Source organism: Bacillus tequilensis KCTC 13622, assembly GCF_000507145.1.
GTDB lineage: Bacteria > Bacillota > Bacilli > Bacillales > Bacillaceae > Bacillus > Bacillus tequilensis.
In genome coordinates this window covers 35,075-51,263 of the sequence record NZ_AYTO01000044.1, presented here as the reverse complement: position 1 = coordinate 51,263, position 16,189 = coordinate 35,075, and the positions used below count along the sequence as shown (strand labels likewise).

Annotated in this window: 1 protein-coding gene; it reads right to left on the bottom strand. The window is 46.3% G+C overall.

Features of this window, described 5'->3' with window-relative positions; genetic code table 11:
- Nucleotides 1-52: 52 nt before the first annotated feature.
- Nucleotides 53-16,147, bottom strand: a complete 16,095-nt coding sequence (locus V756_RS0121385; RefSeq protein ID WP_024716464.1) for a non-ribosomal peptide synthase/polyketide synthase — start codon at nucleotides 16,145-16,147, stop codon at nucleotides 53-55.
- Nucleotides 16,148-16,189 lie beyond the last annotated feature (42 nt).

The following is a 16,189-nucleotide window of genomic DNA, read 5'->3' as shown; positions in this document are numbered from 1 at the left end:
GCAGCTGGCGGCAGCCGCGGCATTCATGCCGGGACAGCCGCTGCCCCCGTGATTAGAAATCCAATTCGATTGTGCTTGCGAGATGTTTCCTTTTGTTTACTTTTTCGCTTAATTGAATGTCTTTTAAAGGAATGGATGGGTTTCTCATAATCGCCGAAAGGATCATGACGTAATCCTTGGCCAATACAGCAATGGTTTTCTTTTTAAACAGTTTTGTACAGTAATCAAAACTGCCCTGAATCTCATCTTGATCTATTAAGAAGTTCAGCTGTAAATCAAACTTGGCTGCCGTCTCCGTTTGTTCATAAGGTCTGACTGCGAGAGAGTCCACTTCAATATCCGTATGTTCCGTATTTTGCAGGACAAACATCGTATCAAACAATGGATTGCGGCTTAAGTCCCGTTTTACACCCAGTTTTTCAACTAATTCTTCAAAAGGATACTCTTGATGTTCAAAAGCCTTCAGCATGGTTTCTTTCGTTTCAGTTATATAATCCAAAAATGTCTTTTCCGCCATCGGAGCGGTGCGGATGGCTAATGTATTGACAAACATTCCGATAATGGGTTCCAAATCCGCATGCGGTCTCCCCGCAATAGGTGTGCCGACGACGATATCATCTTGACCGCTGTATTTTGCCAGCAGTATGGAATAGGCCGAGAACAAAATCATGTAAGCGGTCGTTCCGGTCAATTCTTCCAGCTGCTTTATCCCTTGGGTGACAGTCTTATCGAGCGTAAAATTGTGCCTTTTCCCATCAAAGCTTCTAACCGGCGGTCTCGCAAAATCTTTCGGAAGCTCGAATGACGGGAGCTCTTCATGAAATACACCAAGCCAATACTCTTCCTGCTTCTTGATTCGTTCTCTCTGTTCTTTTTGATGTTTCCATTCCGTAAAGTCTTTGTACTGAATACGGAGCGGAGCTAACTCTTTGCCGTCATACAATTGAATCAGTTCTTCGACAAAAATGTTCATGGAGGCGCCGTCCGTGATGATGTGGTGCATGTCAAACATGAAAATATGCAGGTCTTGTTCTAACTCGATGAGTCCGGCCCTGAGTAATGGAGCCTGGCTGAGATCGAACGGCCGCACGAAGGTGCGGAAACATTCCTCAACCTCGTCAGCTGTTGCCTTGTATCTTTCCATCGAAAACTCCACTTGCGGTTTGATCACCTGCATCAGTTCTCCGCGGACCATTTCAAAACCGGTACGCAGCGATTCATGACGCTGGATCAGTCTTTGGAAAGCGGTTTGCAAGCGATTCATGTCGAGTTTTCCTTCTAATGTAAGGATTCCCGGCATATTGTAGCTCAGTTCTCCACCTTCTATTTGTGTTGACAGGTAAACCATTTTCTGTACGGACGATACAGGATAGACATCTTTTGCTTTGGCTTTCGGAATGTAATCCGGCCCGTTGGTTTCAGCTCCTGCAATTGCCTTTGCCATTTCCTCAACTGTCGGACATTGAAAGACTTCTCTTAATGAAATGTTTTTGCTGAATTGCTTATGAATTTTGGCGATGAGTGTCATCCCCCGCAACGAGTGGCCGCCCAAATCGAAAAAGTTATCTTTTACACCTATTTCTTTTACCTTCAAAACGTCTTGCCAGATGCATATCAGCTGCTCTTCCATATTCGTCCGCGGAGCAACGTAGTCGGTTCCCGTTTGCAAACCTGCTTCAGGCATCGGTAATGCTCTTCGATTTACTTTTCCATTGCCGGTTAGCGGCAGTTTCTCCAGCTGGATGAAGTATGAAGGGATCATGTATCCCGGTATTTGGCCAGCAAGTTTTTCTTTCAGCTGACTGATCGAGAGTGATTGCTCCGCTGTAAAATAGGCATATAAATCGCTTTGGCCATCTGCATTTTCTCTGGACAGAACGACTGCTTCCTGTACATGCTCGAGGCTCAGCAGAGCGGCTTCCGCCTCGCCGAGTTCAATCCGGTAACCGCGAATTTTGACCTGATGGTCTCTCCTTCCTGCATATTCAATGTTTCCGTCGGGAAGGTAACGAGCCAGATCGCCTGTTTTATACATCCGTTGATTCGAGTCATATGGGTGGGGAACAAAAGTTTCGAGCGTCAAAGACTCCCTGTTATGATAGCCTCTGGCCAGGCTCACTCCTGAAATACAAAGTTCACCGACGATTCCGACAGGCTGAAGCGTTCCGGCTTCATTCAAAATGAAAATCTCCGTATTTGAAATCGGTTTGCCGATCGGCTGAATCTCCTGATTTGTATCAGGATCGACGGTATACATGGTCACAACATGCGTCTCCGACGGACCGTAATGATTATGCAATGTGACTTGGTGGCGCGCCAGCATGTCACGCAGCATCCTTGTTGCGATGAGCTGTTCTCCCGCAGCGATGATGTGATCCACGCACTCGGCAAATGGTTCGAAATAGTGTCTCTCCGAGGCAAGAAGCTTAAGGAACGCGGTCGGAAGAAATGCTGTTTGTATCCTGTGCATTTTGACAAATTCATTGAGCTGGCGTATTTCCCGTTTTGCCTCATTGCTGATGATACAGAGTGTTCCTCCACTTGAAAGCGCGGAGAACATTTCTTGATAGCAGACATCAAAGCTCATTGCGGCAAATTGCAGTACTCTGTCAAAGTGAAGCGGCGTATGAGCCTGCTCATAAGCGAGCAGATTCGTCATGGTCTTGTGCTCCAGCTGAACGCCTTTCGGCTGCCCCGTTGTGCCTGACGTGTAAATAACATACATTAAATCATTTTCCGAGCAGGAAAGATTAAGATTGTCTGCTCTGCCTTGATATATTATCGGATCATCAAGCAGAAGCACTTCCCCTTTAAAGAGCGTCGGAATGGCATAACCTGCGCCAGACAAAAGCACACTGGCGCCGCTGTCTTTCAGCATAAAAGCCCGCCGTTCATCAGGAAGTTCGGGATCGATAGGTAGAAATGCTCCGCCCGCCTTTAATATGGCTAAAATGCCGATGATCATATTTGCTGAGCGATCCGTGAGAACGGCAACCACCTGATCAGTGCCAATACCTTTATCTTGAAGGACGCGAGCCAGCTGATTGGAGCGTTCATTCAGCTGACGATAAGTCAGCGTCTGATTTCCAAACCGGACGGCTTCATGATCCGGGTTAAGCTCAGCCTGCTGCTCAAAAAGCTGATGAACCGTAGTTGGAATTCGTTTTTCCGCAACTGCAGTATCGTTAAAGAGTTGCTGAATGTCTCTTTCCTCTTCCTTGGTCATCATATTCAGACGAGCCAGCTCGGCATCAGGCTGTTTAATAATCGAATCAATCAGCTGCACAAAATGCCCCATCATGCGTTCGATCGTTTCCGGTTTAAACAGAGCCGTCAAGTATTCCATCGTGAACTGAATACCCGACTCTTCTTCCACAGCCGTTAAGGTTAAATCAAATTTAGCCATCGTATGTCCGTTTGGATATGGTTTGAAAGTGACGTCATTTATCTCTAACTGTTCCTGCTCCGTGTTTTGAAGCACAAACATGGTGTCAAACAATGGATTACGGCTCAAGTCTCTGGCGATATTCAGTTGATCGATCAGCGCTTCGAACGGATAATCTTGATGCTCATAAGCTTTTAATGCATTCTCCTTCACCTCGGACAGATACTGAGAGAACGTCTTCCCTTTTTCAGGGTAATTTCTCATGGCCAGTGTATTCACAAACATTCCGATAATCGGTTCCAAATCGGCGTGCGGTCTTCCCGCTATAGGACTGCCGACAATAATGTCTTCCTGGCCGCTGTATTTTGAAAGCAATAATGTATAAGACGCAAGGAGCACCATATATAAAGTCGATTCGGTTTGGGATGCCAGCTGCTTTAATCCGGCGCTTTTTTGCTTATCAAGCGTAAACTGCATTGTGGCTCCCGCAAAATCCCGTGCCGACGGCCGGATATAATCGGTCGGCAGATGAAGGACAGGAACGTCGCCGCTGTACAGCTCTAACCAATAGGCTTCTTGATTTTGGATCTGTTTTAACCGCGCTTCGCCGGTCTGCCATACTGCGTAGTCCTTGTACTGGATGCGAAGGGGCGGTAATGTCTCTCCTTCATAAATCCGGATAAATTCTTTAATCAATACGCTCATGGATGTTCCGTCAGAAATAATATGGTGCATATCAAACATCAGAATTCCGCAGTCAGGTTGAAGTTCAATCAGCCCCACGCGAAGCAGCGGCGGCTCATCCAGGTGAAAAGGACGAATAAATTGGCGGATATAAAGGTCCGCATCATCATCTTCCCCTTGGTACCACTCTGCTTCAAACGCTGCGTGATCCAAGACATACTGGACAGGTTCTCCGTCAGCCATTTTAAAACCGGTGCGCAAAGATTCATGGCGCAAAATCAGCGTGCGGAAGGCTTGCTGCAGCTTGTCACGATCAAGCTTTCCTTCCACAGCCATCAGGCCCAGCATGTTGTAACTGAGTTCTCCGCCTTCCAAGTGATTAAGGATGTACAACCGTTTTTGTGCTGAGGATACCGGATAATAAGGTCTTTTTTCAATTACAGGAATCGCGGTATATCCGGTCAGCTCCGTCTTCGTGATCGTCCGCGCGAGCTGTTCAATGGTTGGGAAACGGAAGACGGCCCGCAAAGGAATTTGGACATGCATTTGCTTTTGTATTTTTGCAATCAGCGCCGTTGCCCGCAGGGAGTGTCCGCCGATCTCAAAAAAGTGATCTCTGATCCCCACCTGCTCTAATCCGAGAACCTCCTCCCAAATTGCTGTCAGCTGGATTTCTGCCGAAGTTTGCGGCGGGACGTACTCTATGCCGCTGTCACGCTTTTTGACCGGAGCCGGCAATAACTGGCGATTCAACTTCCCGTTTGGCGTCAGCGGCATCTTATCCAGCTGAACAAAATGAGCCGGGATCATATATCCCGGTAAATGCCGGGCCATTCTTTCGCGAAGTTCACTGATCTGTATTGTCTTATCCGCAGCAAAGTATCCGCACAAGTAATATTCATCATCTGCATCTTTAAGGGCAGCTGCGGCGGCTTCTTGAATATCAGGAACGTTCAGCATCACCGATTCGATTTCACCGAGTTCAATCCGAAAACCTTGAATTTTCACCTGATCATCAATCCGGCCGATATATTCAATATTTCCATCCGGCAGAAGGCGGGCCAGATCACCGGTTCTGTACATTCGGTCCGCCGGTACAAACGGATCGGCAACAAATTTTTCGTCCGTCAGTTCCGGCAGGTTCAAGTAACCCCGCCCGACACCGTCCCCTGCAATATACAGCTCGCCTTGGACGCCCGCCGGCTGCAGCCGTTTTTTTGAATCAAGAATGTACATGCGGTTTCTGCCTAACGGCTTGCCTATAGGGACATAGCTTTGGCTGCGTGCCCAAGCATCGGAAGAACATTCAATATTGAACAGAGACGCGTCTACGCAAGTCTCCGTAGGCCCATATACATTGGTAATCCCAGGCGTAACGCCATGATCGCCGAATAATTGTATGAGCTTATTTACCGTCGTTTTGGAAAGAGCCTCTCCTCCGATTAAAAGATGCTGAAGCGTGACTCCCTGCAAATCACCTGCAGCTATCAAAAGCTTTAAGTGGGCAGGTGTTCCGTCAGTGATGTCAATCGAATGCTGCCGATAGTAACGGCATAAGGCAGCACCGTCTGACACAATCTCTTTCGGAACAATAAACAAGGTATGGCCTGACAGCAAGGAAGCATACATTTGCTGAACAGAAGCATCGAAATAATATGGAGCGAGCATGGCTACATTCAGCTCCGCATCGTAGGCAGAGTAAATTTGGCGTCGAAGCCCTTCAATCAGGTGAATGACCTGGCGATGTTCAATTAACGTGCCTTTAGGCTTGCCTGTCGTGCCGGAAGTATAAATGGCATAGGCCAGTTGACTGGACTGATAAGAGAGTGCAAGACTGCTGTCTTTTTCGTGATAGAAACGTTCCTCCATGAGATCGATACATGTTCCTGAGAAGCCGATATCATCCGGAAGCTTCCCGCTGTAAAGCAATACGCTGATGCTTGAATCATTTAAAATATAACGGATGCGTTCAGACGGAGAATCAGGATCTATCGGCAAATATGCGCCGCCTGCTTTTAAAACTCCTAAGATGCCTACAATCATCTCAAGCGAGCGTTCAGTCATAATGCCGACAAGCTGATCCGTCCGCACACCTTTTGCCTGCAAGGTTCGCGCAAGCTGATTGGCACGCCGATTCAGTTCTCCGTAGGTTAATTGTTTACCCTCGTATACAACTGCAATATGATTCGGCGTACGATGCGCTTGTTCCTCAAACAGCTCATGAATCGTTTGTTCACGCTGGTATTGCATGTCGCCAGACTGAAGATGGCTGAGCATGTGTTCTTTTTCTTGCTGAGAGAGAAGCTCCAATTCTTCTATTTTGACAGACGGCTGCTGTAATACTTGCTGCATGAGCTGTTCAAAATGTCCGCAGAGCCGTTCGACTTCTGATTTTTCATATTCGTTTTCATTAAAACCGAAATGAACGGACAGCTGTTCGCCTGGTATGACAACCACATTCAAATCATAATGGGAGTGTTCCTGCATATGAAAATTCGTGATGTTCAGTTCCGTATCATGATGTCCCGTCTCTTCGACCTGCTGTCCTATCGGATAGTTTTCAAAGATCATGATATGGTCAATCAGGTTCTGCTTTTGTTCCGTTTGTGCCTGAATTTCGTATAAAGGATAGGTATCGTACGATTGGGAAGCCAAAGCCTTTTGTTGAACCATTTGCATCGTATCAGCAAAAGAGCTGGTCTCATCGCAGCAGACCCGAACCGGAATGGTATTGATGAACAGGCCGATCATCTGTTCCACATCAGGAATTTCCGCCGGCCTTCCCGACACGACACTGCCAAATACAACGTCTGCGGACCCGCTGTATTTCTGTAACAAAATTCCCCACAACGTTTGGATCAACGTATTTAACGTAACCTGATGCTGATTTGCGATCTGCTGTAATTGTTTTGTCTGTTCGTGATCACATTGGCAGATCACATTGGCATAAGCGTATTCTTTTTGTTCATGCTGCGGCGTTTTATGAAGAATCCGGGTTTCACCTTTGTATCCTTCAAGATAACCGCTCCAGTACCGTTTGGACGCACCTTGATCTTGGCGGTCAAGCCATTCGATATAGTCGCTGTAAGGAGCTGCTGACGGCTGTTCAGTTTCCCTTCCTTCTAGTAAGGCGTTATAATGCTCAAACACTTCATTTGTGATAAGAGGCAGACACCAGCCATCCATCACAATATGATGGAAGCTCCAAATCAAATGATAGTTGCGGTCTTCCATACGGAAAATCGCTATGCGCATCAGGGGATCGCGAGCCAAGTCAAATCCTTTTGCCTTGTCTTCTCTTTGATAGGCTGCGATTGCATCCTCACGCCGGTGCTCCTCTATGTCACGCAAATCTGCAAAATGAATTTGCGGTTTTTGCGTTTTATAGACAATTTGTAAAGGAGTATCGTTCCAGCCGCTGTGAAAACGGGTTCTGAGCACGGCGTATGTTTCAAATAATCGTTCAAGGCTTTCTTTAAACCAATCAATCTTTAACTCTCCCTGCAAATCGAACGATGCTTGTTCAAAATAAGAATGTGAGTCCTCATCCAGCAAGCTGTGGAAGAGCATTCCTTTCTGCATCGGAGTGAGCGGATACACGTTTTCAATCTCACCTGCATGCGGCAGCTGAATAAGAAGCTGATCCAATTCTTCAATGGTCATGCCTTTTAACAAAATATCGCTTGGCGTCAGTTCAATTTGTTCTTTCTGAACGCAATGCGTAATGATTGTCCGCAGGCGGCTTTGAATCGTTTCCGATAACCGCATGATCGTTTCTTTTGCGTACTGCTTGCTGCTGTAGCTGATCGTAAGCTTCAGCCGGCCCTCGGTTATCATTCCGTTTATATTCAATACATACGGTCTTTCTTGATTTCCGCTTGAGTCTGAACCGCATGAATAAGAAGATAATTGAACCCCATGCTGCTGTAAATCTTGGTCAAACTGTCCCAGGTAGTTAAAGCTGATCTCAGGATTGAGTTTCGATGGCATTCCGCCGCTTAAGTACCTTGCTATTCCATATCCGATCCCTTTATGCGGAATTTGGCGCAGTCCTTCTTTGGTCGTTTTGATATAATCAGAGATTTCTTTGCCTGGCTGCGCGTGCAGCACAACCGGATACAGACTAGTAAACCAGCCGACCGTGCGGGAGATATCCATATCTTGAATGATCTGTTCTCTTCCGTGTCCCTCTAAATGAATCGGAATCCGGTCAAGCCCCGACCAATGGGATATAGAAAGACCAAGAGAAGTTAAAAGCAAATCATTTATTTCTGTGTTATAAGCGCGATTCGCTTGTTTTAATAAGAGCTCCGTTTCCTCTTTCGTCCATTCCGCAGTTGCTGTTTCACTGTCTTTTGCAGTTGTATGGGTTTCCTGAAAATCTGTAGGCAGCGGTTTGACATCGGTCTGTTCGATCTTTGTCCAATATTCCTGTTCTTGTTTTATCGTTTCACTTTGCGCATATTCTGAAAGCTTTTTGGCCCACAATTGGAAAGAATCTGTTTTTTGCGGCAGTTGAATCACTTGCCCGTTCTCGGCTTGCCTGTAGCCGGTCACGAGATCCTCCAGTAAAATGCGCCATGACACCCCGTCTACAATCAAATGATGGATGGCGATGAGCAAATGATCTCCATCTGCACATTGAAACAATCCGGCTTTCATTAACGGGCCATCACTTAAATGCATACTGCTTTGTATCTCATCAGCCTTGGCTTCAATGGTCTGCCCCGGATCGGATTCTGCTTTCAGGTTCAGGACTTCAAGGTTGTACAGTCCGCTTTGGGCGATCTCTGCATGATGTGCCTCGTAACCCTTTTCCGCAGTCTGGAACGTCATCCGGAGCGCATCGTGATGTTCTGCTATCTTTTGCAGGGTTTGACGAAGCGGCGTTTCCTGAAAACCTTCCGGCGCATGCAGCATGACGGCTTGATTATAATAATGCGGATCTATTGTTGTTTGTTCAAAAAACCAATGCTGAATAGGAGTCAGGCTGACTTTTCCTTTGACCTCACCTTGATCGGCTGTACGCAGATTCTGCTTGATATGCGGACTCAATTCGGCAATCGTAGCATATTGAAACAAGTCTTTGATTTCCATTTTGTATCCGCTCTGTTTTAATCTGGATGACACTTGGATTGACTTAATGGAATCTCCGCCAAGTTCAAAGAAATTATCAAGAATACTGACATTCTCTGCGCCTAATACCGATTCCCAGGCAGAAACTAATATTTCTTCCGTTTTTGTTCGGGGAGCTTTATACTCTGCTCTGTCCTGCAGCTCGAAATCCGGAGCCGGCAGTCCTTTTCTGTTTATTTTTCCGTTAGACGTTAAAGGCATTTCATCAAGCTCGATAAGATAAGCCGGAACCATATAACCCGCCAGGCTGTGAGACAATTGTTTGCGGAGCCGGGCTGCCGTTGTTTGCCCGCCGCTCACGTAATATGCACACAATTGTTTAAACCCGTGGGCGTCAACTCTTGCTGTAACGACCGCTTCCTTGACCGCTTCTTCTTGAAGCAGTGCCGCCTCGATTTCGCCTAATTCGATACGGTAGCCTCTGATTTTCACTTGTTCATCTATTCTGCCCGCATATTCAATGTTCCCGTCAGCCAGCCACTTCGCCAAATCTCCGGTCTTATACATCTTAGCTCCGGGTTCAAACGGGTCATCGACAAATTTCTCTGCCGTTAATTCGGGACGGTTCAAATACCCTCTTGCCACACCTGCCCCGCTGATATAGATCTCTCCCGGAACTCCGATCGGTGCGGGTTTCCTATTCTCATCCAGCACATAAATGCTCATATTTGCCGCAGCGGTTCCGATCGGTACCGATTCCCGCCTGTCCTTTGCGGCATCGTAACGGTAAATCATGCAGCCGACAACGGTTTCCGTCGGCCCGTACTCATTGCATATTTCAATCCGGCCTTCGAACTGTTCATAAATGCTGCGGGCTAACCGGGTGCTTAGATTTTCCCCGCCCACAATCATTCTTCGGACTGCCGTTTGATCGGCAATGTTCATTTCTTTCAAAACCTGCAAATGGGCCGGAGTCAATTTGATGATATCCACCCGCGGGTCGTGCACAATCGATTCAAGCAGAGCTGTTTTATCCTCTCCGTCATAGACGATGATTGCATTGCCTGTGACAAGCGGTGTGAAAATAGAAGTCACCGTCAGATCAAAAGAGATGGACGAGTACAACGGGAAGTTGGTTTTCTCACCTTTTACATAAACCTCTTTCGCCCACCAAATATAATTAGTCAAGCCGCGGTGCTCGATTAGTACGCCTTTTGGCCGGCCTGTAGAGCCTGACGTATAAATGACATATGCCAAATGGCTCGCATCACTTATCGGAGCAAGGTCAGAGTCATCTTGGTGATAAGAACTTTCATCATCAAGTAAAACCGTGACGCCTTCATAGGCAAGCTGTTTCCTGATATCTCGCTGCATTAAAACGATTCCGGCTTCGGAGTCATCCAGCATATATCGCATACGGTCTTGCGGATATTCCGGATCTATTGGGACGTAGGCGCCGCCTGATTTTAAAACGGCAAGGATTCCGACCACCGATTCGATGCTGTTTCTGCTGATGATGGCTACAGGCTGATCCGTCTGCACTCCTTTCGCTCTTAACGTTCGCGCCAGACGGTTTGCCCGCTTATTGAGCTCTCCGTACGTGAGCTGCCTGTCCTTTTCAATGACGGCTGCTTGATCGGGCGTACGTTGCGATTGCTCTTCAAATAATTGATGTACCGGCGTCTGCGGAAATGGCGCTGCCGTGTCGTTAAGCGTCCGCAGAAGGGTTCTTTTTTCACTTTCCGTTAACAAATCTACTTGATCCACCCGGATATCCGGATCTGTCACGACCTGTTGCAGGATTTGCATGAAATGTTCCCGAACCCGCTCTATGCTTGCCCGCTCATACACATTGGCATTGTATTCAAAAGAGATGTTCATCTCGTCGCCCGGTATAACGGTCATATTAAAATCATAGTTGGTCTGCTCTTCCATTTGTACGTTGGAAATGGTGATGGATGATCCGTTTTGCCGGCCAATGCTCTCCATATACTGATCAACAGGATAATTTTCGAAGATCATTAAATGTGTAATTAAATCTTGCTTTTGCGTTGTACGCGCTTGAATATCGTACAACGGGTGTGTCTCGTATTGTTGAGATGCTACAGCTCTTTCCTGCGCCTCTTTCATAAGCTCGGCAAACGTTGTCCCGGCTTCACACCTGAACCGGACGGGAATGGTGTTAATGAATAAGCCGATCATTGTTTCCACGTTTGGAATTCCAGCCGGCCTTCCGGATACAACACTTCCAAACACAACGTCCCGGCTTCGGTTATATTTCTGCAGCAAAACCGCCCATGCCGTCTGCAGCAGCGTGTTCAGCGTGACATGGCGTCTGCCGGCCGTCTGCTTCATTTTCAAAGTCAGATCAGTGCTTATTTCACATGTCACTTTCTCCGAAATGTATCGTTCATCTTGCGCCGCATGGTGATCCTTAGTGAGGCCGGTTTGCTCTTCATATCCCTCCAAGTACTGATCCCAATAAGCCATGGCCTCTTTCGCATCTTGCTGGCCGAGCCATTCAATATATTGACTGTACGGAGTAATGGACGATTGTTCAGGCTGCTTTTTGTGAAGCAAGGCAAAGTAATGCTCGAATATTTCTTTTGTAATCAGCGGCAGGCACCAGCCGTCCATCAAAATATGGTGAAAACTCCAGATAAAACGGTATGTCTTTTCAGCTGTACGAAGAATGAGTAGCCGCATTAATGCGTCTTTCTCTAAGTCGAAGCCCCGCATCTTATCTTTTCTGGCATACTCCTGAACCATCTCTTCTTTTTGTGATTCCTTCATCTCGCGTAAGTCAATGAATTCAAACCCGATCTTTTTCGTTTTGAATATGATTTGCAGCGGCTGATCTTTCCAGCCTCTGTAAAAATTCGTCCGGAAAATATCATATTTTTGCGATAAGCCATCCAAGCTTTTTGAAAATGCATCAATGTCTAACTCTCCGTGCAGATCAAACATCGTTTGCTGAAAATAAGCACCTGAATTCGGATCAAATAAGCTGTGAAACAGCATGCCCTTCTGCATCGGCGTTAATGGATAAATATTTTCCGCTTCGCCTAATTCACGCGTCTGCTCCAAAAGCTGTTCCAGTTCGTCGATTGAGATGTCTTTTAACAGGATGTCACTTGGTGTGAGGGAAGTCTGCTGCCGGCTTACGCAATGTGCAATGACTTCTTGCAGACTTTCTTTCAAGTTCCGTGCAAATTGCGCCATAGTCGGTCTTTCGTATTGTTTGCTGCTGTAGCTCAGTGTCAGCGATAATGTCCCTTCAGAAATCATGCCGTTTACATCAAGAACAGCTGTTCTCTCTTGGTTTTCGTTCATCGATAACCCTGTGGAAAAAGGCGACATGCGCAAAGCTTGATGATTCAGGTTTTGATCAAACTGCCCCAAGTAATTAAACGATATTTCCGGATTCAGCTGCAGGATGTCGGCTTCGGGATGTCCGGATACATATTTGATGATGCTGTAATTCATGCCTTTATCCGGGATACGGCGCAGCCCTTCTTTCACGGTCTTAATCCGCTGTGACAAGTCTTTTCCGGCTTCCATTCTCAGGACGACAGGGTACTGGCTTGTAAACCATCCTATCGTGCGGGAGATATCCGCATCCGGAATAATTGGTTCTCTCCCGTGCCCTTCCACATTCACGGCAATGTCTTCCATGCCCGTCCACCTGTGAACGGAGAGACCTAACGAAGTCAGCAGCAGATCATTGATATCCGTGTTGTAGGCGCGGTTCGCTTGTTTTAACAATTGCTCCGTTTCCTCTTTTGTCCATTGAATCGTCACTTCTTCGCTGTCTCTTAATAATGAACCTTCGCTTATTTTGTCCTTAGGCAATGGCTGCGGCTCCGTGCTTGAAAGCTCGGCCCAATAAGCAATCTCTTCTTCCATGTCGGTTTCTTTCGCATATTTGGACAATTGATCAGCCCAGAATGGAAATGAATCTGTTTTTTGCGGAAGCTGGATGGTTTGTCCGCGCTCTGCCTGCTCATAACCGCTTGCAAAATCTTCGAGTAAAATGCGCCACGATACTCCGTCAATCACCAAATGATGAATTGCAATCAGCAAATGATCTCCGTCGGGGCATTGGAACAAACCAAGCTTCATCAAAGGCCCCCGGTCTAATGCCATGCTTCTTTGAATCTCATTCGCTTTATCGGCAATCGCTTGAGCCGGATCGGTTTCCTCTTTATAATTCATCACTTCGAGATGGTATAGTTCACTTTCATCTGTTCCTGTAATTCGCGGAGCGTACCCGTTCGGTGTTTTTTCGAAAATCATCCTAAGGGCATCGTGATGCGACGCGATCCGTTCCATCGTCCGGCGAAGCGGAGCCTCTTTCAAGCCTTCCGCCGAATATAACATGACGGCCTGATTGTAATGGTGAGCTTGCGGCATTTTTTGTTCAAAAAACCAATGCTGTATCGGGGTCAGGTTTGTGCTGCCGGTCACTTCCTCTTGATCAGCCATCCTGCCGATCGGCACGACAAATTGACTTAGTTCTGCAATCGCGGGATATTTAAACAGATGTTTCATATCAACCTTGTATCCGGCTTGATACAATCTGGAAGACACCTGAATTGATTTAATCGAATCTCCGCCATAATCAAAGAAATTATCTAGAATTCCGATACGTTCTGCCCCTAATACTTCTTGCCAGATGGACGCCAGCAGTTCTTCTGTTGTGTTTCTCGGGGCTATGTATTCGTTATCCGTCCGCGTATTTTCTTCATCAGCAGGCAAAGCTTTCAAATCAATTTTTCCATTGGAAGTGAGCGGTATCTGTTCCAATTGGATAAAGTAGGATGGAATCATAAAATCCGGCAGTTTACGGGATAATACGTCTCTGAACTGCGCAGCAGTCAAAGAAGGATCGCCGACATAATAGGCATACAATTGCTTGGCTCCGTCTTCGTCTTCCCGCGCAACGACTGCAGCTTCACGAACATTGTCCAGAGTACACATGGCTGCTTCTACCTCGCCGATCTCGATACGGTAGCCGCGAATTTTCACTTGATGATCGATCCGCCCTACATATTCGATTCTTCCATCTGGCAGCCATCTGGCGAGATCACCCGTTTTATACATCTTTTGACCAGGGAGGAGCAAATGCTGAACAAACTTTTCTTCCGTTAATTCAGGCTGATTGAGATAGCCGCGGGCCACTCCAGCTCCTCCAACATACAGCTCTCCCGGTACGCCGATCGGCTGGATTTGCTGGTGCGATCCTAAAATATAGGTTTGGTGGTTAGCTACTGGTTTGCCGATTGTGATCTGTTCATCATCAGTCTGAACAGGATGAAATGTAGATACCACACTGTTTTCTGTCGGTCCGTATTCATTATTGATTCGAATGTGAGGCTGCAGAGAATACAGCTTCTCAACTGTATCTTTTTCCAGCTGCTCACCGCCTACAACAACATGCTGAACATGAATGAAGTCGGCCGCGTTCATCTGTTCGACCATCGTTTTCAGAAGACGGGGAGAAGTTGAAAAATGTGTAATCCTTTCTTGTTTCATGGCATTTTGAATGGCGAAAAGATCTTTATTCTCTTCATTTGGCAAAAGGTACATAGTTGCACCCGAGATGAGCGGGCCGAAGAAATTTAAAATGAATGCATCAAAAACATAGGGATACAAGACAAGCACGCGATCCTTGGCAGAATGATTGAAAAACGCCTTTTTCCACTGAAGCGAGTTCACAATGCCTCCGTGTTCAATCATGACCCCTTTCGGCTTTCCTGTTGTGCCCGAGGTGTATATAACATAGGCTAAATGGCTGTGTTCCGCTATTGGTGATAACAATGAGCCGTCCGCATGGTAAGATACTTCATCATTCAGATCGATCGTTGGGCGGTCAAAGGTGAGGCTGTTTTTTAAATGATGCTGAACAAGGAGAATGTCCGCATTCGCATCATGAAGCAAATATTGAAGCCGCTCTTTTGGATATTCAGGGTCCAGGGGCACATAAGCGCCCCCCGCCTTCCAAACGGCTATCATAGACACAATCATCTCTAATGAACGATCAGCCAGAATAGCGACTAACGTATCGGCGTGAACCCCGCAGTTACGCAATGTTCTTGCCAAACGGTTCGCCTTTTCATTCAATTCCCTGTACGTCAAATGGGCGTTTTTAAACTTGACCGCCGTATGTTCAGGCGTTCTTTCTGCTTGCTCTTCAAATAATTGATACACGGTTCTTTTCCCGGAGAAATCTCTGCCGGTGTCATTAAAATCAAACAATAGCTTCTGTTTTTCCGCTTCGGGTATCATTTCTGCCGTATGGATCTCCGCTTGAGGGTGAAACAAGATTACGGACAGCAGCTGATCCAAATGGGCTGTCATTTGATCCATATAGCGCTCATCGTACAGATTGCCGTTATAAAAAAGCTTCAAATGAATCCCGTTGTTTTCTAAATCAAAGTGAAACAGCGTATCGGCTGCAATGTCTTCTTTAAATTGCAAAGAATGAATTTCGTTAAGCGAAACGACAGTATGAATCAGCGGCAGACGCTCATCATTGTAATGCACGTTTAGATGCTGAACCATTTTTCTAAACGGCAGGTTTTGATTTTTCAGAGAATCATTAACGGCTTCTTTCAGCTGTTCAAACACGGTTTTAAATGTACTCTCGTTTGAAAGCGTATTTTTCAAAAGAACAACGGTGTTAACGGCTGACTGGCTGCTTTTTTGCTTCGATACCGTTGGAATGCCGAGAATCAGGCTCGTTCGATCGGTATATTTATACAGCAAGCATTCAATACCTGCTAATAAAATCAAATAGGCCGCCATATCGGAATGATTCGCCATTGTCATGATTCTTTGAGATACTTCCGGAGATAAGGAACGGCAGATGTATTTTTCCTGATAGCCGGTACGGGCCAATGACGCTTTGTCCGCTGCTTTAAAGTAAGGGAATGCGCTTAGGCCGTCCTCTTCGTTAAACAGGTTTTCCCAGTACGTTTCTTGATTTCTAAATACCGACATTGGAGCACCTCATTTTATATAATTTAAAGAAATAAATGCTAT